This is a genomic window from Streptomyces sp. E11-3 (assembly GCF_046540415.1).
GTDB lineage: Bacteria > Actinomycetota > Actinomycetes > Streptomycetales > Streptomycetaceae > Streptomyces.
Genome location: NZ_JAZGRL010000003.1, coordinates 258,039 through 278,143, shown reverse-complemented (window position 1 = coordinate 278,143; position 20,105 = coordinate 258,039). Strand labels below are relative to the sequence as shown.

16 protein-coding genes are annotated in these 20,105 nt (G+C 71.8%); 7 read left to right on the top strand and 9 right to left on the bottom strand.

From position 1 onward, the window contains the following. Nucleotides 1-21: 21 nt before the first annotated feature. On the bottom strand, nt 22-1,221 hold the full coding sequence (locus tag U9R90_RS30840; RefSeq protein ID WP_411060195.1) for an acyl-CoA dehydrogenase family protein: 1,200 nt from the start codon (nt 1,219-1,221) through the stop codon (nt 22-24). Nucleotides 1,222-1,376: 155 nt separating this feature from the next. On the opposite strand from U9R90_RS30840, the gene U9R90_RS30835 reads away from it, so the two are divergent. Both U9R90_RS30835 and U9R90_RS30830 read left to right on the top strand, forming a co-directional pair. Next, on the top strand, nt 1,377-2,564 hold the full coding sequence (locus U9R90_RS30835; RefSeq protein ID WP_411060193.1) for an acetyl-CoA acetyltransferase: 1,188 nt from the start codon (nt 1,377-1,379) through the stop codon (nt 2,562-2,564). A gap of 82 nt (nt 2,565-2,646) precedes the next feature. Continuing rightward, nucleotides 2,647-3,072, top strand: a complete 426-nt coding sequence (locus U9R90_RS30830; protein WP_411060191.1) for a pyridoxamine 5'-phosphate oxidase family protein — start codon at nt 2,647-2,649, stop codon at nt 3,070-3,072. A 3-nt stretch (nt 3,073-3,075) separates the two neighbouring features. On the opposite strand, the gene U9R90_RS30825 is transcribed toward U9R90_RS30830, so the two are convergent. Both U9R90_RS30825 and U9R90_RS30820 read right to left on the bottom strand, forming a co-directional pair. Then, nucleotides 3,076-3,750 carry a response regulator gene (locus tag U9R90_RS30825; protein WP_411060189.1) on the bottom strand — a complete coding sequence of 225 codons (675 nt, stop codon included), beginning with the start codon at nt 3,748-3,750 and terminating at the stop codon, nt 3,076-3,078. After that, entirely contained in the window at nt 3,747-4,871 is a 1,125-nt protein-coding gene (locus U9R90_RS30820; RefSeq protein ID WP_411060187.1) for a sensor histidine kinase, read from the bottom strand. The genes U9R90_RS30825 and U9R90_RS30820 overlap by 4 nt, the downstream gene beginning before the upstream one ends. Before the next feature lie 342 nt (nt 4,872-5,213). Here U9R90_RS30820 and U9R90_RS30815 point away from each other — a divergent pair, with 342 nt between their 5' ends. Continuing rightward, a complete protein-coding gene (locus U9R90_RS30815) occupies nt 5,214-5,639 on the top strand; it encodes a DUF6223 family protein (RefSeq protein ID WP_411060186.1) in 426 nt (141 codons plus the stop codon). A 56-nt stretch (nt 5,640-5,695) separates the two neighbouring features. On the opposite strand, the gene U9R90_RS30810 is transcribed toward U9R90_RS30815, so the two are convergent. After that, nucleotides 5,696-7,468: a DUF2207 domain-containing protein gene (locus U9R90_RS30810; protein ID WP_411060184.1), complete on the bottom strand. Its 1,773-nt coding sequence runs from the start codon at nt 7,466-7,468 to the stop codon at nt 5,696-5,698. Nucleotides 7,469-7,758: 290 nt separating this feature from the next. Between U9R90_RS30810 and U9R90_RS30805 the strand changes: the two genes are divergently transcribed. After that, nucleotides 7,759-10,107, top strand: a complete 2,349-nt coding sequence (locus U9R90_RS30805) for a protein kinase domain-containing protein (protein ID WP_411060183.1) — start codon at nt 7,759-7,761, stop codon at nt 10,105-10,107. Between the two features lie 86 nt (nt 10,108-10,193). On the opposite strand, the gene U9R90_RS30800 is transcribed toward U9R90_RS30805, so the two are convergent. After that, on the bottom strand, nt 10,194-11,312 hold the full coding sequence (locus tag U9R90_RS30800; RefSeq protein WP_411060182.1) for a sugar ABC transporter substrate-binding protein: 1,119 nt from the start codon (nt 11,310-11,312) through the stop codon (nt 10,194-10,196). Between the two features lie 190 nt (nt 11,313-11,502). Between U9R90_RS30800 and U9R90_RS30795 the strand changes: the two genes are divergently transcribed. Next, a complete protein-coding gene (locus U9R90_RS30795; RefSeq protein ID WP_411060181.1) occupies nt 11,503-12,294 on the top strand; it encodes a pyridoxal 5'-phosphate synthase in 792 nt (263 codons plus the stop codon). 19 nt (nt 12,295-12,313) lie between these two features. Here the strand turns inward: U9R90_RS30795 and U9R90_RS30790 are convergent, their stop codons facing one another. The 4 genes from U9R90_RS30790 to U9R90_RS30775 form a co-directional block, all read right to left on the bottom strand. Next, nucleotides 12,314-12,919, bottom strand: coding sequence for a GNAT family N-acetyltransferase (locus tag U9R90_RS30790; RefSeq protein WP_411060180.1), 606 nt, complete (start codon nt 12,917-12,919; stop codon nt 12,314-12,316). A 124-nt stretch (nt 12,920-13,043) separates the two neighbouring features. Beyond that, nucleotides 13,044-15,812, bottom strand: a complete 2,769-nt coding sequence (locus U9R90_RS30785) for an MXAN_6230/SCO0854 family RING domain-containing protein (protein ID WP_411060178.1) — start codon at nt 15,810-15,812, stop codon at nt 13,044-13,046. 253 nt (nt 15,813-16,065) lie between these two features. Continuing rightward, nucleotides 16,066-16,479 carry a Zn-ribbon domain-containing OB-fold protein gene (locus U9R90_RS30780; protein WP_411060177.1) on the bottom strand — a complete coding sequence of 138 codons (414 nt, stop codon included), beginning with the start codon at nt 16,477-16,479 and terminating at the stop codon, nt 16,066-16,068. Continuing rightward, on the bottom strand, nt 16,479-16,928 hold the full coding sequence (locus U9R90_RS30775) for a DoxX family protein (protein WP_411060175.1): 450 nt from the start codon (nt 16,926-16,928) through the stop codon (nt 16,479-16,481). The genes U9R90_RS30780 and U9R90_RS30775 overlap by 1 nt, the downstream gene beginning before the upstream one ends. Nucleotides 16,929-17,105: 177 nt before the next feature. Between U9R90_RS30775 and U9R90_RS30770 the strand changes: the two genes are divergently transcribed. Both U9R90_RS30770 and U9R90_RS30765 read left to right on the top strand, forming a co-directional pair. Next, nucleotides 17,106-18,395 (top strand): flavin-containing monooxygenase, encoded by a 1,290-nt coding sequence (locus U9R90_RS30770; protein ID WP_411060174.1) that lies wholly within the window; start codon nt 17,106-17,108, stop codon nt 18,393-18,395. Between the two features lie 143 nt (nt 18,396-18,538). After that, on the top strand, nt 18,539-20,105 hold a 1,567-nt coding region (locus tag U9R90_RS30765), incomplete at its 3' end, for a CoA-binding protein (RefSeq protein ID WP_411060172.1).

Genomic DNA, 20,105 nt, shown 5'->3' with positions numbered 1-20,105 from the left:
TCCGGAGCCCCACAGGCGACATCAGACCGCCACCCCCTCGGCGGCGCCGGGAACCTCGAAGAGCCCCGCCCCCTCCGCCGCATGCGCCCGCAGCCGGTGCACAGGCCCGAACAGCAGCTCGTCCCCCGCCGCCCGCTTGAAGTACAGATGCGCCTCGTGCTCCCAGGTGAACCCGATCCCCCCGTGCAACTGCACCGCCTCCGCCGCAGCCGTACGCAGCGCCTCCAGCGCCTGTGCCAGCGCCAGCCCGGCGGCCGAGGGGTCCCACGCCGCGTAGTACGCCGCCGAGCGCGCGGCCTGCACCGCGACATACACATCCGCGAGCCGGTGCTTGACCGCCTGGAAGGACCCGATCGCCCGCCCGAACTGCTCCCGCTGCCGTACGTAGTCGACGGTCCGCTCCAGCGCCCGGTCCGCCGCCCCCACCGCCTCGGCCGCGAGCACCGCGCCCGCCGTACGCCCGGTCGCGGCCAGCGCATCCGCCACCAGCCCCGCGTCATCCTCCCCGAGCAACTCCGCTGCCGCGTCCCGCAGTTCGACCCGACCCTGCGGCCGCGTCTCGTCCAGCGAGGTCTGCCGTACCGCCGCGACCCCGGCCCCCGACGCCCGTACGAGGAAGAGGAGCGTACGGGACCTGGCGTAGCCCCCGGTGTGCGCGGCCACGATCAGCAGCCCGGCCCGGTGCCCGTCGAGCACCTGCTCAGCCTGCCCGTACAACCGCCAACCGTCCTCGTCGCACCGGGCCTGCACACCCCCGGCCCGCCCGCCACCGGCCCAGTCCCCGGCGGCCGGACCGGCGTTGGCCCCGGACAGCCCGAGCGCCGTCGCGAGCACCGCGCCCGGCACCACCAACGCCCCCGTCAGCTCCCCGGAGGCGACACCCGGCAGCAACGCTGCGCGCTGCGACTCCGTCCCCAGCCGGGCGATCAGGGGGGCCGCCAGCGCCGCCGTCGCGAGCAGCGGCGACGGCAGCAGCGCGCGGCCCGTCTCCTCGCAGGCCAGGGCGAGTTCGGTCACCGAGCACCCCACCCCGCCGAACTCCTCCGGCAGCGCGAGCCCCGGCAGGCCCAGCTCCCGCGCCAGGGTCAGCCACAGCTCCTCGTCGTGCCCGGCGGCGGTGCGCACCGCCGCCTTGACCTCGTCCGGGCCGCAGCGCTTGGCGATCAGTTCGCGCAGGGTGCGGCGGATCTCGTGCTGCTCCGCGGTGAAGGCGGCATCCATCGACGGGTCCTCCCCTCAGAGGCGGGCGCGGCCAGGCGGCTGCACCTACCTCGATCTGACGGGCCGTCATGCTAGGCCGATAGCCCCCAGATGCACAGAGCCCGTACAGGCGACTCTCGACCCCCGCACCGACTATCTGATGTACCGTCAGATTCATGCCGTCGCCATCAGCACCAGCCAGCCCCGCGCGCAAGGTCGCGGTAGTCGGCGCCGCCCTGGCCGACTGCGGCCGCGTCGACGAAGCCACCCCGTACTCCCTGCACGCCCAGGCCGCCCGCCGCGCCCTGGCCGACTCCGGCCTGGACAAGAGCGTCATCGACGGCTTCGCCTCGGCGGGCCTGGGCACCCTCGCCCCCATCGAGGTGGCCGAGTACCTGGGACTCCGCCCCACCTGGGTCGACTCGACCTCCGTCGGGGGCTCCACCTGGGAGGTCATGGCGGCCCACGCCGCGGACGCCATCGCCGCCGGGCGCGCGAACGCCGTGCTCCTGGTCTACGGCTCCACCGCCCGCGCCGACATCAAGGCGAAGCGCCGCACCTCCAACCTCTCCTTCGGCGCCCGCGGCCCGCTCCAGTTCGAAGTCCCCTACGGACACTCGCTGATCGCCAAGTACGCGATGGCCGCCCGCCGCCATATGCACGAGTACGGCACCACACTGGAGCAGCTCGCCGAGGTCGCCGTACAGGCACGGGCCAACGCCGCGCACAACCCGGACGCGATGTACCGCGACCCGATCACGGTCGACGACGTCCTGTCAGGACCGATGATCGCCGACCCCTTCACCAAGCTGCACTGCTGCATCCGCAGCGACGGCGGCGCGGCGGTGCTCCTGGTCGCCGAGGAGTACGTCGCCGACTGCGCGAAGGACCCGGTGTGGGTCCTGGGCGCGGGCGAGCACGTCTCGCACACCACGATGTCCGAGTGGGACGACTTCACCGTCTCCCCGGCAGCCGTCAGCGGCCGCATCGCCTTCGAACGGGCGGGCGTACGCGCGCAGGACGTCGACATCGCCGAGATCTACGACGCGTTCACCTACATGACCCTGGTGACCCTCGAAGACCTCGGCTTCTGCGCCAAGGGCGAGGGCGGCGCCTTCGTCGAGAAGGGCCGCCTGACCCTCACCGGCGACCTCCCGGTGAACACCGACGGCGGCGGCCTGTCCGCCCAACACCCCGGCATGCGGGGCTTGTTCCTGCTGGTCGAGGCAGTACGGCAACTGCGCGGCGAGGCGGGCGAGCGGCAGGTACACAAGGCGGGCGGACGACTGCCGGAGCTTGCGGTGGCCTCGGGCACGGGCGGCTGGTTCTGCTCTTCGGGGACGGTCGTACTGGGGCGAGGATGATGAGCGACGGCGGAATACCCGTGTCTGCGGCGCTCGTTGGGCATGCGTACGGACTACGCATGCCCGCAGAAGGAGTGTTCCGGTGGCCCTGACCCGTGAAGAGCGTGAGCAGTTCCTCGCCGAGTCCCACATCGCCGCGCTGGCCGTGGACGCCGGAGAGGGGCGGGCCCCGCTCACCGTCCCGATCTGGTACCAGTACACGCCGGGTGGTGATGTCTGGGTGCTGACCGGACGCGACTCACGCAAGCATGAATTCCTGGCCGCCGCAGGCCGGTTCAGTCTCATGGTGGACCGCGAGACGCCCACCATCCGGTACGTCTCCGTCGAGGGCCCGGTCCTGGACATCACCCCCGGGACCCATGACCAGCTCGTGGAGATGACGGCCCGCTACCTGCCCGCCGACAAGGTCGACGGGTATGTGAAGTATTCCGAGGAGAGCCTCGGCGACAACGTGGTTGTCCGGATGCGCCCCCAGCGCTGGTTGTCGGCGGACCTCGGCTCGGTCTGAGCGTCACCGCGGAGCCCGCGGGACCCGCGGGACCACCAGGCCGGACTCGTAGGCGAGCACCACGAGTTGCGCGCGGTCGCGGGCGTGGAGCTTGGCCATGGCCCGGTTGACGTGGGTCTTCGCGGTCACTGGGCTGATCACCATGCGGTCGGCGATCTGGTCGTTGGACAGGCCCTGCGCGACCAGGGCGACGGCCTCCCGTTCGCGGTTGGTCAGCCCCTCCAACGCCGTGTCGGCGCTTGTGGGGAACGGCTCGGCCACGTACCGGTTGATCAGTTTGCGGGTGATCGACGGTGCGAGCAGGGCGTCACCGCGAGCGGCCACACGTACGGCGTGCAGGAAGTCCTCCGGCACGATGTCCTTGACGAGGAACCCGGCCGCACCCGCGCGCAACGCGTTGAAGACGTGTTCGTCGAAGCCGTAGTTGGTCAGGATCACGACGTGCACCCCGGCCAGGGCCGGGTCCGCGGCGATGCGCCGGGTCGCCTCGATACCGTCGACGACCGGCATCTGGATGTCGATGAGGGCGATGTCGGGGAGGTGTTCCCTGACGAGGGCCAGGCCCTCCTGCCCGTCGGCGGCCTCGGCGACCACCTCGATGTCGTCTTCGAGGTCGAGGAGCGCGCGGAATCCGCTGCGCAGGAGCGGCTGGTCGTCGACCAGCAGGACACGGATCACGACGTACGGTCCACGGGGAGTTCGGCCTGGACGGTGAAGCCGCCATCGCCGCGCGGTTCGGCGCGCAGGCGACCGCCGAGTGCGGTGACCCGTTCGCGCATCCCGAGCAGTCCGACGCCGGGCGTGGGGGTGGTGTCCGGGGTCGCCTTGCCGTCGTCGTCTACGCGTATCGCGAGGGCGTCCGGACGGCAGTCGATCCGTACCGACGCCGAACCGGCTGCGGCATGCCGGGCGATGTTGGTGAGCGACTCCTGAACGATCCGGTAGGCGGTCCGGCCCACCGCGGCCGGAACGTCGTCCCGTTGTCCGTCGATCGTCAGCGTCGCGTCCAGGCCGATCGTACGGGCCCGCCGCACCAGCTCCGGGACATGGTCGAGCCCTCGCGGCGGGGCCGTGTCGTCGTCGCGCAACGCCTCCAGGGTGGCGCGTAGTTCCCGGTTCGCCTCACGTCCGGCCTGCTGGATCGCCAGCAGGGCCTCGGGCACCTCCTCGCCGCGTTTGCGGGCCACATGGACGGCGACTTCGGACTGCACCTTGATGATCGAGATCTGGTGGGTGAGGGAGTCGTGCAGCTCCCGCGCGATATGCAGCCGCTCCTCGTCGGCGCGGCGCCGCGCCATCTCCTCGCGGGTGCGCTCGGCTTCGTCCGCCCGCCGCTCGGCCTGCCGCAGCGCTTCCCCCGCGGCACCGGCCGCGACCAGCCAGGCGATCTCAAGGGCGCCTCGGGCCTGCGCGAACGCCTCGCCCATATCGCGCAGGGAGGCCAGGGCGGCCAGCGGCAGGGCGGCCACCAGGGTCACGCTCGCCAGGATCGTGAGGGTGCGGTGTCCTTCCCGTACAGCGGCGTACACCGCGAACAGGAACGCCACGGCGGGCACGTCGATACCCGCCGCCTGGTATCCGAGCGCGGACAGCCCGGTGACGGCCAGCACGGGAACCGGGGCTCGGCGGCGCGCGGCGAGGGCCAGGCCTCCGGCCACCAGGAGCACGTAGCCGAGCAGGTCTAGGTTCGTTCCGGAGCGCTGCCCGGACACCCCGGTGACCAGCAGCGTCGCCGCCACGCAGACGGCGATCGCCCAGTCTCTGGCACCGGCCCCGACACCGGTCAGTCCCGTACTCATGCGCGCACCCTAACCGGATGCCGGTGCGGTCGAGTCCGGCTTACGGACGAGCGGTCGCCTACCGCGCACGCAGTACTTCCGCGGCGCCTGCGGCATCCGCGGCAACCGGGTGCGCCAGCCGCGGCAGCGCGAAGTGCCTCCGTCCGCACGACGACCGGCGGCGCGCCCGGCGACATGCTCGGAAGACATCCGAGAAGCGGAAGAGAAGAGAAGGGGGACAGGGACATGAGCTCATCAGGATCCCTGGCGTCAGTCATACGTGCCCGACGGGTACGGCCGGTACGACGGGTACGGCCAGTACAACGGGTACGGCCAGTACAACGGGTACGACGGGTGCTTGCCGTGGTCGGAGCCGCCCCGCTCGTGGTGTTCGCGCTCGCCGCACCGGCAGCCGCGCACGTCTCGGTCCAGCAGACCGCCGCCAGTGTCACCACCGTGAGCGCCGGGCGCATCGGGGCCACATCGGCCGCGTTGCTGGGGCTGCTCGGCGCCGTCATCGGGGGACTGGCGCTGGCCCGCCCCGCCAGTCGTTTCGGCACCGGCAACGGGCCACTCGGAGCGACCGTGGCCCAGACGGCCGGACTGATCGCCATGGCCATCGGCGGCCTGGTGGTAGCCACGGCCGACGGGGGCCTCGGCACCGGCAACGGGCTGGGCGGGGCCATCGTGGCACTGATGGTGGGGCTGATCGCCGTGGTACTCGGCCGGGTGGCACTGATCCGCTCCCGCCGCACCGCGGCACCGCGGCGCCCGCTGGCCCGGCCATAGGGGCTGATCCGGCGACCGCCGATCTGAGGCCGATCGTTGCCTCCGCGCGCGGAGGGTCACCACGAACCTCCGCCGCCTCCCCCTTCGCCGCCGCCGACCCCTCCGTCGGAGCCGCCGGAACCGCCGGAGCCGCCAGAGCTGGTGCCGCTGGAGGACGAGGATCCTCCGGAGATCGTCGCGGCGGCGACCAGACCCACCGCCAGTGCCGGACCGTACCGTGCCAACGCCGTCGAGCGGCGGACGGTGTGGGTGGCGGCGGGTGCCGACGTCGACGCGGTGACCGCCGGCTGCCAGCGGGACACCTCGCCCAGTGCCACCGCCCACGCGGTGTACAGCTCCAGCTGGTCGTCATCGGTCATCGCGTCGGCCGGCTGCAAGGACGAGTCGGCCAGGAAGCGCCGGAACGATTCCACCTGGAGCCACAGGGCCGTGCCGCGGGCGGTACGGGACCGCAGCTCCCAGGAGCGGAGGCGCACCGCGAGGCCGGTGCCCATGGCCACCGCGCCTACGATGGCTGTCGGCCAACCCGCCGAGTTCGTCGAGGCGTTGAGCACGCTGCCGAAGCAAGCCGCGACAAGGCCCAGCAGTGTGGCGACCGTGCCGATCCGCTGCTCCGTGCGTTCCCGGCCCTCGTCGGTCGAGTCCCACAGACCGCCGGTCCGCTGCCACTCCGTCATCCGGGCGCCGAGGGTCTGCCAGGCCGTCCGGAAGCGCTGGTCGTACAGGCCCAGGGTGAACTCCTCGCGGCCCGCGAACATCTCAGCGAGCACGGCCTCGGTGGCCGGATCGGTCGGCGTGTTCTCGGCGTTACGGCGCACGGTCGGATACCGCTCGGCGCCCTCGATAGTGATGTGACCGTCGATGGCCGCACTGAGCAGCCACGCCACCTGGTGCCGGGGCACGACCCGCTCGGCGAGCAGAATGCCGCCCTGCGCCGGGCTCAACCCCTCTGGCGGGACGGACCTCGCGGTGAGCGAGGCCGCGATCCTGTCGATGTCGACGCGCCGCTCCCGGCCGCCACCGCTGATATCCGACGGGGATCCGACGGGTCCGTCCGTCGCGAGCCGGTCGCGGCCGACGAAGCGCAACAGCCACGCCACCAGCAGCGCGCAGGCCAGGGCGAGGCCTGCCACCCACAGCATGGTCCGCAACGGGTGCACGATCACGTCGCCGTCGGCCGCCCCGGAGGGCGGTATGGGAGCGGCCACCTGGCCTCCGGTCCCGCTCGCGGCACCGGAGGCGTACAGCGTGGTGCCCCGGCCCGCTTTGAGCTGGTCAAGCTCGACGACGAGATGACCCGGCTCGGGCTCGGCGACCGTACAGCTCTGCTGGGAACCGGTCCTGCCCTGCACACAGCGCGTTCCGGTGACGTCGTACGGGGCCACGACATGGATCTCGACGTTGTCGAGGTCGGTCTGCCAGCCCGTGCCGACCGCGTCCCAGGCGAGTTTGCCGTCACGGACGACGTTCTGGAGCGTGTACTGGATGCGGTAGCGGTGGAGGCCGGTCACGGTGCTGTCGGGGTCGCCCACCCTGATGCTCCGGTCCGTCGTCTCGCCGTAGGTGAGTTCGTACGGGACCGGGGCGCCGTCCACGGTGGCGCTGGTCTCGGTCTCCGAATCGTCGTAGGACAGGCCCGGGATGTCACGGTAGATGCCATGCTTGGGGTGCTCGGGGTACCCGAAGTCGTAGTCGATCACCTCGGTGATGCGGGCGCTGCCGTCCTTGGCGACCTCGGCGCTGACCCACATCCTGCTGACCCGCTCGGTGTTCCCGACCACCCCGGCGAGTGCCACGACTCCGGCGAGCACCAGCACGAAGATGAACATCAGGATCAGACTGCGGCGCCGACGACTCCGCGCCGCCGTCCAGCTCGCGGGTCTCGCCTTGTCAGCTCTGCCGCTCTTACCGCTCTTACCGCTCTTACCGCTCTTACCGCTCTTACCGCTCTTACCGCTCAAGGCAACCCCCCACGCGTCTCGGGACGCCCCCTAGCTGCCCCGCGAAGATCCGCAGCGTACCGGGGGCGGGACCTCGGAGAACCGCGACGCTAACCGCCCGGCCTGCCGACTCCTCGACTACGCTCGCGGAGAGCGGCGTACGGGGACGGGGGAACGTCATGCGGGGGAGCTTGCTCGACGGCCGGTACCGGCTGGAGGAGTCCGTCGGGGCCGGTGGCATGGGCGAGGTGTGGCGGGCCCGGGACGAGGAACTGGGGCGCCAGGTCGCGGTCAAGCTCTTCTCGCCGCCCGGCGACATCGAGGCCGCCGAACGCGCCGAGCTGCTCACCCGCTTCCGGCGCGAGGCGCGTGCGGCGGCGGCCCTGAGCAGCCCGCACATCGTCACGGTCTTCGACCACGGCACGGGGCGGGCAGACGACGGCGAGGGCGAGGGTGACAGCGAGGGCGGCACGGAGATCCCGTACCTCGTCATGGAGTTGTTGACCGGGCGCGCCTTCCACGAAGTCCTGCGCGAGGAGGGCCGGGTCGCGCTCGACACCGCGCTCGACTGGACCGAGCAGATCTGCCGGGCGCTGGAAGTGGCGCACGGGGCGGGCGTCGTCCACCGGGACATCAAGCCCGCCAACCTGATGGCCGGGGCCGACGGCACGGTCCAGGTCATGGACTTCGGCATCGCGACCTTCCTGGAGGGCGCGGAGTCGGCGTCCCGGCTGACCCGTACGGGCCACATGCCCATCGGCAGCGTGCTGTACATGGCCCCCGAGCAGTTCCGCATGGAGCGCGGCGACGGACGCGTCGACCTGTACGCGCTCGGGTGCGTGCTGTACGAACTCCTCATCGGGCGCCCGCCGTTCGTGGGCCCGGCGGCCGGGGTCATGTACAACCACATGAACGACGTGCCACTCCGCCCGAGCCGTGCCCGCGCCGAACTCGGCCCGGACGTGGACCGGTTGATCCTCGACCTGATGGCGAAGGACCCGGAGGACCGGCCCCGGGACGCGGCAGAGGCGCTGGAACGGGTTCGGGGGCTTCGGGGGGCACAGGGGGTACGGCAGGCGGACGCTGCATCCGAGCCCGAGCCCGAGCCCGCGCCCGAGCCGGATTCGACGCCGATGCCCCAGCCTCAGCCCCAGGTCGAGGCGCCGCCAGACTCGTCCAGGCCCAGGTATGTCCGGAGCGCACCCGTACCGGGCGAGGCGCCGAAGCCCGCCTTGAGACCCATACCGAGAGCAGGGGTCCGGTACGTCCGGAGCACTCCGGTACCGGCCTCCCGTCCGGACGCTCCGACGGACCCGCGCCGACGCACCGTGGCGATCGCGGTGACAGTGCTCCTGATCTTCGCCGGGCTGTTCGTCGGCAAGAACGTCGAGCACTACACCAGCTCTTCCGGCGCCGAGAACCCCGAGTCGGTCGGGTCGGACGGGTCGGACGAGCGGCCGGGACGGGACGTCATCGCGGTCGTCACGAGCGATCAGAACTACCCGCGCGACAGCCTGCTGCGGAAGCACCTGGAGGAGGCGATCGACCCCAAACAGCCGCCTCCACGGATCGTGAGCATGAACGTGAACGCCCGCGGCGCCTTCGGCTCCGTAGAGGACATCAGCGACAGGTACCCGAGACTGCTCGCCGTGGTCGGCCAGACGTCCGACGTGCGACCCGGGAGTGCCCCCTCGATTCCGGTCATCAGCACCTGCTACCGGGGGAACATCCTGTCCGATGCCGCTTACGACCGCCATCTCGCCCTGCAGCCCGATCTGGACGAGCAGGCCGACCAGCTGAACACCTACCTCAGAACCACACTCTCCTCGAAGAGGCTGCTGGTCCTGTGGGACAACGGCGACTATCGCACCGCGAACATCGTCCGCGCCCTGCCCGACCGCCTGAACCGGGTGTTCGCCAGGAACTCTCCCGGACACCACTCGACCCTCGCGGGGCTCCAGAGCGTGAAGACCGCAAAGGACGCCCGCACACTGCTCGACGACCACCGCCCGGACGCCGTGGTGGTGGACGGCGCGACACCGGAGGTCAGCGGAACCACCGCCCGGCTCCTTAAGGACGCGGGATTCACCGGCAAGATCCTCGTCTCCGACGACCACGGCCCAGCGCGCTGTGCCACCGGCGAGGACGATCGTGACGCCGCCGCCCCGCCGGGGACCCTTCGCTTCCGGCCCGTCTCCCGCGACGTATCCGACGCGGACTGTGTGAACACGTCACGCGACTTCTGCCGCGAAGTGCGCGAGCTGCCCGACCAGCCCGGCGCGCTGGAGGAGCTCCAGGCCGCCAGAGCGGTCGCGGCGGCGCTGAAGTCGGTGAAGTCGACGTCCTCGGTCAGCGAAGCCAGGACGGAGCTGTGGGAAGCACTGTCCAGCGGGCACGTCGACGGTCTCGACGGCGCCTACTCGCCGAACGGCGGCTACTCCGTCGCGGTACGGCCCCTCTGGCTGGACCGCTTCGAAGACGGCGAGTGGAAGCAGCTCGGCACGCTGCCCTCAGCTGGTCAGAGCTAGCACGAGACGGGCAGGGCCCACAGGAGGGCCCTGCCGGGCCGGACGGACCGGCAGGGCCTCCAGGCGGCAGGGCTCCCTCAATGGGACTACTTCAGCCCGGCCTCGGCACAGGCCGCCGCATACTTCGGCGTGCAGATCTCCGACACCTTGAAGAAGCCGTCCTTCACCACGGTCTCCTTGATGTTGTCCTGCGTCAGCGCGACCACCCGTACGCTCGCCGTCCGGACGTTCTTGGTCGTCGGGCTGTCGGTCTTGTCCGGCGCGAGGGACTCGAACTCGATGTTGCGGCCCTGAGCGATGCGCACCGCCATCTCGGCGGCCGTCGCGGCCTCGTCGGAGTAGGGCTTGTAGACGGTCATGTACTGATCCCCCGTCAGGATGCGCTGAACCGCAGCGAGTTCAGCATCCTGGCCGGTGATCGGCGGCAGCTCCGTCAGCCCCGCCTCCTTCAGCGCCTGGACGGCGCCCCCCGCCATGCCGTCATTGGCCGAGTAGACCCCCGCGATATCGGAGGCGCCGATCGACGAGATGGCCTGCTCCATATGGGCCTTGGCGTTCTCCGGCTTCCAGCCCTCGGTGTCGTACGACTTCGCGATGGTCACCGAGGACAGTGCCGCGCGGGCGCCCGCCTTGAAGCCCGCCGCGTTCGGATCGGTCGGCGAGCCGTTGATCATGACGATCTTGCTGCTCTTACCGGCCTCGTCGCCGAGGGCCGCGACGAGTTCCCTGGCCTGGGTCTGGCCGACGTGTTCGTTGTCGAAGCCGACGTAGGCGTCCACCGGACCCTCTGCGAGGCGGTCGTACGCGATGACGTGGATGCCCGCGTCCTTGGCCTTCTGTACCGAGGCCGAGATGAGCTTGGCGTCGACCGGGTCGACGATCAGCGCGTCCACCTTGCCCTCGATCATCTTCTCCAGCTGCTTGTTCTGGAGGCCGGCATCATTCCCGGCATTGGCGTAGACCAGTTGCCCCTCACCCTCGGTGAGTTCCGACACCTGTCTCTTGATGATGGGGTGATCGAATTTTTCATAGCGTGCGGTCTCCTTCTCGGGAAGGAGCAGACCTATCTTCACGTCGTTGCCCTTGCGCACGGGCGCGCTGCTGTCGCTGTCGTCGCCTGACAGCACACCACCGCAGGCCGAGAGCGAGACCACCAAGACGGATGCGGCACTGGCTGCGGCAGCGCATCGCATTCGCGAGTTCATTACGGATACCTCCCTGACATGGCCGCGGAGGTGCGGCCGAGGTGGCTCGAAGCCAAACTCGGCGGTCCGCGCAGCGTCAAGAGATGAAGCCACACCGCAACGAAAACGGGTCCGTTACTTCTCAGTATGAAGCCAGATACGGCGAATATCGGACATCCCCCGGGTCCGCAGCAGAGCGACAATGGGCCTTATGCGCAATGACGACTCGCAGGCCGCCGCGACCACCTTTCGCCGCCTCCTGCACGCCCAGCGAGTGTGGGACACCGAGCTGCCCGCCTTCGACGTGGCGGCCGCGCCCTCCGCGCCGCTCCCGCTCTTCCGCCAGTGGTTCGCGGAGGCCGTGGCGGCGGGGCAGCCGGAGCCCCATGTGATGCAGCTGGCCACGGTGGACGAATCCGGGTCCGGGTCTGAGCTGGGGTCCGGGGCCGGGTCCGAGCCGGGGTCCAGGTCCGGGTCCGAGCCGGGGTCCAGGTCCGGGTCCGAGCCGGGGTCCAGGTCCGGGTCGCCGTCGCGGCCCGACGTGCGGACCCTGATGCTGCACGACGCGGACGAACGCGGCTGGCACTTCGCCTCGCACGCGAGCAGCCGCAAGGGCCGCCAGATCGCGGCCAACCCCGCTGCCGCGCTGCACTTCTACTGGGTGACGCAGGGCCGCCAGATCCGGGTACGGGGCCGGGTCACCACCGCGTCGCCCGCCGAGGGCCAGGCCGACCTGCACGCGCGCTCGACGGGCGCGCTGGCGGCGGCACTGGTCGGGCACCAGAGCGAGGCGCTGGCATCGCGGGATGAGCTGGCGCGGGCCTCGGAGGCGGCGTGGGACCGAGCCGCGGCCGAACCCTCGGCGCCGGTGCCGTCCTGGACGCTGTACGTCCTGGAGCCGGACGAGGTGGAGTTCTTTCAGGGGGACGCGAGCCGGCAGCACGTAAGACTGCGGTACCAGCGGGACGGTACGGACTGGCGCACCGGCCTGCTGTGGCCGTAGCCGCGGTGGCGGGATTGGCTCACGCGCCGGGTTGTGCGGGCCAGGGGTCGGTCGCCAGGCGGGCGTGGAGGTGCGCGTCACGGAAGGCGTCGCCGTTCCCGGATGCTGGGGACGCGCCGCGCAGGGTGCCTTCGTAGAGGTAGCCGCAGCGTTCGGCGACTCGGCAGGACAGGTCGTGGCCGACCGCGTGGTCGAGCTCGATGCGGTGCAGTCCGGGCCCGGCCGTCCCGAAGCCCCAGCCGCTGACCAGCTCCAGGGCGCGGGCGGCGACGCGGCGGCCGCGGGCCTCCGGCAGGACCCAGTAGCCGACGTTCGCGGTGCGGATGTGCGGCTGGATGGAGTTGAGGGAGATGTGACCGAGTACGGTGCCGGAGCTCGCGTCGGCGACGCAGAACGACGCCTGCTCGCCGCGCCCCTGGCGTTCGGCCTGCCGCTGGAGCATGCCCTGGGCGTCGGCGAGGGTGTCGACGGGCTTGTTCGGGGTGTTCCAGCGCCGGAACTCGGGGTCGGTGAAGCCGCGCAGCACGGCCTCGGCGTCGCTGGTGGAGTCCGGCCGCCAGGGGCGCAGGAGCAGCTCGTCGGCCCGCAGTTCGGTGGGCGGCGACGGTTCGATGGTCTCGGTCATCAGGCCATTCAAACCCGCTGCCGTACCGCGGGCACCCCGATTTCGTACGGCAACGCGGCGGCCCGCACCCCGTCGCGCCGACCCCTGTCGCGCTGACCTCCATCGCGCCGCACCCCCGTCGGCCCTACCCGCGCGCCGCCAGCCCGTTGACCACATCGGCCGCCGTCAGCAGGCGGACCGAGCCCGCGTCCAGGCTGCCCGGGTGCAGGGCGTACACCTCGCAGCCGTCGGCGAGCCGGACGTCTCCCCGGTGGAGGTAGGCCAGGTCGGCCCGGGTGAGGTCGATGCCGTGGGCGTCGTCGTGGTCCGGGGTGGCGATACGGGCCGCGAACGCGACGGGCGTCTCGCCGTCGCGGCGCCGGTAGGCGATGACCGATCCGTCGGTGTGGCGGACGGCGACGGTCGCGGCGCGGGCCGCCGCCTGCCAGGTGGCCAGTTCGCCCAGGCCGACGCGCGCACCGGAGGCGAACAGCTCGGTGAGGGACTGGCCCTGTACGGCCAGCAGGTCGGCGTGCCGGTGGATGGCGTGGTGCGTGCCGGACACGCCCTGGGTGGTGTCCAGCCAGCGCATGGTCCGGCCGGGGACGTCCACGATGAGCGTGACCACGGCCCGCGACCCACTGATCAGGTCGAAGCGCTGCTCGACGCTGCGCGGGTCGAACACCGGGCCGCTGTCGCCCGGTTCGGAGCGGGTCATGAACCCGGCGAAGGCCTCGGCGAGTTCGACGAAGGGGATGTCGTTGAACGAGAAGCAGACCACGGCCGCGTACCGGGCGCCCGCCTCTTCCAGCCGGTCCAGGTCCAGATCGATGAACTCGCTCGCGCCCGCGGGGGCCGGGGCGCTGGTGAGGTCGCCGGAGTGCACGGCCGCGGTGTCGGCGAAGCGCAGCTCGGTGTAGTCGCAGGTGCCGATGTGCTGCCACTGCTCGTCGAACAGGGCGAGGGACAGGTCCAGATCGGATGTGCCGGACTCGGCGCTCTCCATCCAGTGCAGGAAGAGGCGCAGCGACTTGCCCTCGGGCAGGGCCAGTTCACTGCCGCGCGGCAGCGTCACCAAGGCGCGCGAGGCGGTGCGCTCGGTGAACGGCGCGATGACGCCGTCCAGGGCGGTGTCGATGACGGCCAGCTCGGCCGGTCCTTCGGCGGCCGCACGCCGCAGGACCTCGGTGGTGAGGGCGTCGACGGCGGCCTCCACGGCGGCCGGGGTCGGCTTGGCGCGCTCGTCCGCCGTCACGTACGCCCTGGCGTCACCACCCTTGGGGAAGAACACCCGGGTACGCGGCGGCTGACGGCGGCTGCGAATCGCGCCGAGTGCCGACAGGAGCACCGCGGGCGACACCCGCGGCAGGGCGGCGGGCAGCGCGTCCAGTACGTGGTCCGCGTCCGGTCCGGCCAGGCGCAGCAAGTGGTCGAGGCGGCGCAGGAGTTCGCCGGGGCGCTGTGCGAGGAGGGCGGTAGCGGCAGCGGTGTCGCCGTCGGCGAGAGCGGACTCGACCTTGCCGCCCCAGGTCTCGACGGTGACCTTGGTGCCGGTCGCGTCGATGCCGGGGAGCGGGGCCGCGGTGGAACGCAGGGCGGCGCCGAGCGGGTCGCGCTGGTCGCGCTGGTCGTCCGGCAGCTTGATGTCACGCAGCGCCGCGACGGCGAGGGCCGCACGCGGGTAGCGGGTCGCGTACTCGAAGGGGTGCAGGGCGTGCGCCGCCGCGGTCCAGGCGCGGCGGCGACGGCGCATGTCGGGGACGGCCAGTGCCGGGTCGAGCGCGTCGAGCGCGGCGAGCAGGCAGCGGCGTACGGGGCGCGGAACGGCGACCAGGCGCGGCCTGTCCACCAGGCCGGGGTCGCCGCCGGACCAGACGGCGAGCAGGCGCAGGATGTCGGTCGCTGTGTCGAGCCGCGCGGTGACGGCCGCGAGCGCAGCGGGGCGATCGACCTGCGTACCCCGATCGGCCCGATCACCCGGACCGGCCTGATCAACCTGGTCGACCTGATCACCCCGATCGGCCCGAACGGCCCGAACGGCCAACGGACGCAGGAGCCAGGACAGTACGCGCGCCTTCGTCTCCCGACCGGGCAGGGACTCCGGCAGCCAGCTGAGGTCCGTACGGCTGCGGGTGTCCAGGAGCGCGGCAAGGTCGTCGGCATCCTGCGGGGAGAGGGCGGCGGTACGGCCGAGGAGGCCGCGCAGCTCTTCGCCTGCCGCCGTGTCACGGGCGGCGGAGTCCCCACCGAAGGCGAGGACCCGCATCCGGTCCGGGAGCGCGCGGTGCCGATCGGCCTCGGGGCGGCGTGCCGCGGGCCGCAGGAACGGGTCGTCGCCGTCGATGCGGCGGTGGCAGACAGGGCAGGCCGCGAAGTCCGCTCCGTCGAAGCAGCTACGGCACACCAGGTGCGCGCAGGGCGAGACGGCGTGGACGGTGCCCACGGCGGCACACAGGACGCACGGCTGCTCCGGGTTCTGCAGCAGCAGGGTCAGCACCCGGTCGACGTAGAAGGCGTACGTGTCCTGGGGCGTGCTGCCCGGGAAGCCGCGGAACAGCGGCGTGTGGTCCCGGTCGGCGCCGAGCGCCTCGTCGAGGTCGGCGAGCAGCGCACGGCCCGCGGCGGACAGGTCGGTGGGGCTCAGAGCGGTGTACGCCGCGCGCAGCGGCGCGGAGAGCAGGTAACCGCGCTCCAGCAGATCGGCTTCGAGGAGTACGACACCGGCGGACGCGAACGCGGACACGGACGAGGACACGGCGTCCGCGGACGAGGACACGGGGTCGGCGGCCATGGCGTCGGCGGCCCTGGGGGCGTCGACGCCGGGCAGGTAGACGCTGCCGCGACGGGACAGCAGCACGGCGGCCAGGCCGCGGGTGCCGGTCTGTGCGCGGTCCTGTCGCGTCGTGGTGGTCATGTCCGTCCGTTCCCCCTCGTCCGGCGGCGGTCGCGCCGCAAAAAGCATCGCGCCCGCCGGGTGTGGCGGGCGCGGTGCCGAAGCTGGGCGCGGGCGGAAGGGTGGTGCGCTCATTCATAAGGAGAGTGAGAGAAGGAAGCACACCTGAGAGCCGCCCGCGTCGAGAAGGAACGTATCAACACGGTTGGAGGCGTTGCACCTTGATTTTCCGGGGCCGGAACACCGGGACCTACCGGAGCCGGAACACCGGGACCTACCGGGGCCGGAACACCTGCACGGAGACCGCCCCTTCCTCCTCCCGGAACGCCACCGCGAGCTCCATCCCGATCCGCAGCTCGGCCTCCGCGCAGTCCACGACCTCGGTCATCATCCGCGGCCCTTCCGCGAGGTCGACGACGGCCGCGACGTACGGGGTGCGCGCGCCGAACGGAGGCAGGTCGTTGCGGTGGACGACGGACCAGGTGTAGAGCGTGGCCCGGCCGCTCGCCGTCTCCCACCGCACGTCCTCGCTCCAGCAGTGCGGGCAGAACTCGCGCGGATAGTGGTGGGCACGGGCGCAGGCGCGGCAGCGGCGCAGCAGCAGTCGCCCGTCGGCGGCGGCGTCCCAGTACGGCCGGGTGAAGGCGTCGGCTTCGGGAAGATCGAACCGTACGTCCGTGGGCGGCATCAGAAGAGTCCGATCGCGTGGTCGAGGGACCAGGTCTGCCAGGACATCGCGAACAGCGCGACCAGGGAGATCAGCGCCATCATCGCGTTCTGCCCCTGCTCGGCCCAGTCGTGGATCATCAGGACGAGGTAGAGGAGGTTGAGCAGCAGCCCGCCGACCAGGGCGATCGGCGTGAGGAAGCCGGATATCAGGCCCAGCCCCACCGCCAGTTCGGCGTATACGACGAGGTACGCCATGACCTTCGGGCGGGGTTCCACGACCGTCGCGAAGCCCGTCTTCACCACCGGCCACCTGTGCTTGCCCGCCACGTCCGCGGCCCAGGCGATACCCGTACCGCGCTCGAACCAGCCCTTTTTGTCCTTGTGTCGCCAGCTCTCCAGCCACCACAGGCCGAGTCCGATGCGCAGCACCGCGAGCCACTCGGCGCCACCGAGCCAGATCGTCTGCATGCCCCAACCCCTATCTGACGGTACGTCAGTTCTACGGATGAGGCGCAGCGTACGCAAGGGGTGCGCAAGGGGTGCGCACCCAGACCGCACCTCCCAGCCACGCACCGTGATCGATTCGCAACCGGTTTCCCTCTTGACCTGGCCACCTCAACCACTTGGACCATTACGCTCCGGTTCATGGCCGACATCTCGCAACCTCACCCGGAACACCCCGTATACGTCATCGGCGGCGGTCCAGGCGGACTCGCCGCCGCGGCCGCCCTGCGCACACAGGGGGTACGGGCCGTCGTGCTCGAGAGGTCCGACTCCATCGGCGCCTCCTGGCGCCGGCACTACGACCGGCTCCGGCTGCACACCACCCGACGGCTCTCCGGGTTGCCCGGACTCTCCATGCCGCGCTCCTTCGGGCGGTGGGTGTCCCGCGACAACGTGGTCCGCTACCTGGAGAAGTACGCCGACTTCCACGACCTGGAGATCGTCACCGGCGTCGAGATATCCCGGATCGACCGCGCGCCCGCAGGCGACGGCTGGCTGCTGCACGGCAGCGGCGGCCGGGAGCTGACCGGTTCGGCGGTAGTGATCGCCACCGGGTACAACCACACCCCCCGCCTCCCTGACTGGCCGGGCCACGACGCCTTCCCTGGCACGCTGCTGCATGCCGCCGAGTACCGCGACGCCGCGCCGTATGCCGGGCAGGACGTCCTCGTCGCGGGCGTCGGCAACACTGGCGCCGAGATCGCCGTCGACCTGGTCGAGGGCGGCGCGGCACGGGTCAGGCTCGCGGTCCGCACCGCCCCGTACATCCTGCGGCGCTCGACACTCGGCTGGTCCGCACAGCGCAGCGGCGTCCTGTTCTGGCGCGTCCCGGCAGGCCTGGCCGACCGGCTGAGCCGTCCGCTCGCGAAGCTCGCCACCCCCGACCTGTCCGCGCAGGGCCTGCCGCGCCCCACCACCGGCCCGCGCGTACGGGCCAGGGAGGGCACGGTCCCGGTCCTGGACATGGGTCTGGTCGACGCGGTGCGACGGGGGCGCGTCGAGCCGGTGGCCGCCGTCGCCTCGTTCGGCAGCGGGGAGGTCGCCCTCGCGGACGGCTCCCGCATCAGCCCCGAGACGGTCATCGCGGCCACGGGCTACCGCACCGCCCTGGAGCCCCTGGTCGGCCACCTCGGCGTACTGGACACCAACGGCCGCCCAGTGACCCACGGCCGACGTACACCCGACGCGGCCCCCGGCCTGTACTTCACTGGCTTCACCACCCCCATCAGCGGCATGCTCCGCGAACTGGCCCTCGACGCCAGGAAGATCGCGAAGACGGTGGCACGGGAGCAGGCCAAGACGCGTGCCAAGCAACAGCCGAAGGCCCGCACCAAGGCCCGCACCAAGCCACCGACCAAGGGGGCAGCCGAGGGCACAGTCACGAAGGCTGCCGACAGGGCGGCCAAGGGGGCGACCGAGGCGCCCGCGTAGTAGGACGCGACCGAGGCGCCCGCACAGGAGGGCACGACCCCTCCACACGGCATTCCGCGCAAGCCTGTTCCTGACGGCGTGTCAGTTAAGTAATCTGACTATGCGTCAGTTCTGTTGACCGTTACAGGAGGCGGGCGTCAGCGATGCTTGGATCGACCCACGGCACCCTCACCACCGACTCCCGCCCGGCCCGCGTGGTGGCCTGCGGCGAGCGCCCGGCGCCGGCCGTGCACAGCAGTACGGCCGACACCGACAGCACCGGCAGGCCGAAAAGACCAGCCGCCGACCTGGACGTCAGCGGCCGCCCGCTGCACGCCGACGTACCCGACCTGGACCGCTTCTTCCGCCCCGAGTCGGTGGCCGTGATCGGCGCATCGGACACCGATGGCCGACCCAACACCGGCATCACCCGCCAGCTGATCGCCTGGGCCGAGCGGGTCGGCGCCCGGCTGTACCCGGTGCACCCCACCCGTCAGTCCGTCTTCGGCATACCCTGCGCTCCCTCCGTCGCCGACCTGCCGGAGCAGGTCGATCTGGCCGTACTGCTGGTCGGTGACCCCCTTCCGGTGATCGAGGAACTGGCCGAGGCCAAGGTGAGGTTCGCGGTCGCCTTCGCCTCCGGCTTCGCCGAGACGGGGAGCGAGGGCGCCCTCGCCCAGGCCCGTCTCGCCGCCGCCGTCGAGCGCTCCGGGATGCGGCTACTCGGCCCCAACACCAACCTCAACGCCTTCGAGACCTTCCGGGACGACCTGGAAGGTCCCGCGATCGCCCTGATCACCCAGTCAGGACACCAGGGCCGCCCGGTGTTCGCGATGCAGGAGCTCGGCGTACGCCTCTCCCACTGGGCGCCCACGGGCAACGAGGCCGACCTGGAGACCTCCGACTTCCTCGCGTACTTCGCCGAGCGGCCCGAGGTCGGCGCCATCGCCTGCTATGTGGAGGGCCTGAAGGACGGCCGTTCTTTTCTGCTCGCCGCCGACCGCGCCGCCCGACGCGGCGTCCCGGTGGTCGCGGTCAAGGTCGGCCGCACCGAGACCGGGGCCCGGATGGCCGCCTCACACACCGGCAAACTGACCGGAGCCGACGCGGTGGTGGACGCGGCGATGCGCCAGTTCGGCGTGCTACGCGTGGACGGCCTGGACGAACTCCAGGACACCGCGGCCCTGCTGGCCAGGGCGCGCACCCCGCAGGCCGACGGCGTCGTCGTGTATTCGATCTCGGGCGGCACGGGCGCGCACTTCTCGGACCTGGCCACGGAGGCCGGGCTCAGCCTGCCGACCCTGCCCGCCGCCAAGCAGGACGAGCTCCACCAGTGGATACCGGAGTACCTGAACGTCGCCAACCCCGTCGACAACGGCGGCCACCCGGTGGGCGACTGGCGCGGCCGCAAAATCATCGACGCGATCCTCGCCGACCCGTCCGTGGGCGTACTGATCTGCCCGATCACCGGCCCCTTCCCGCCGATGAGCGACAAGCTGGCGCAGGACCTGGTGGACGCGGCGGAGCAGACGGACAAACTGGTGTGCGTGGTGTGGGGCTCGCCGGTCGGCACCGAGGACGCCTACCGCCGTACCCTGCTCGGCTCGTCCCGCGTCGCCACCTTCCGTACCTTCGCCAACTGCATCACCGGCGTACGCGCCTATCTGGACCACCACCGCTTCACGGCCGCCTACCGCTCCCCCTTCGACGAGGCCCCGCGCACCCCCTCCC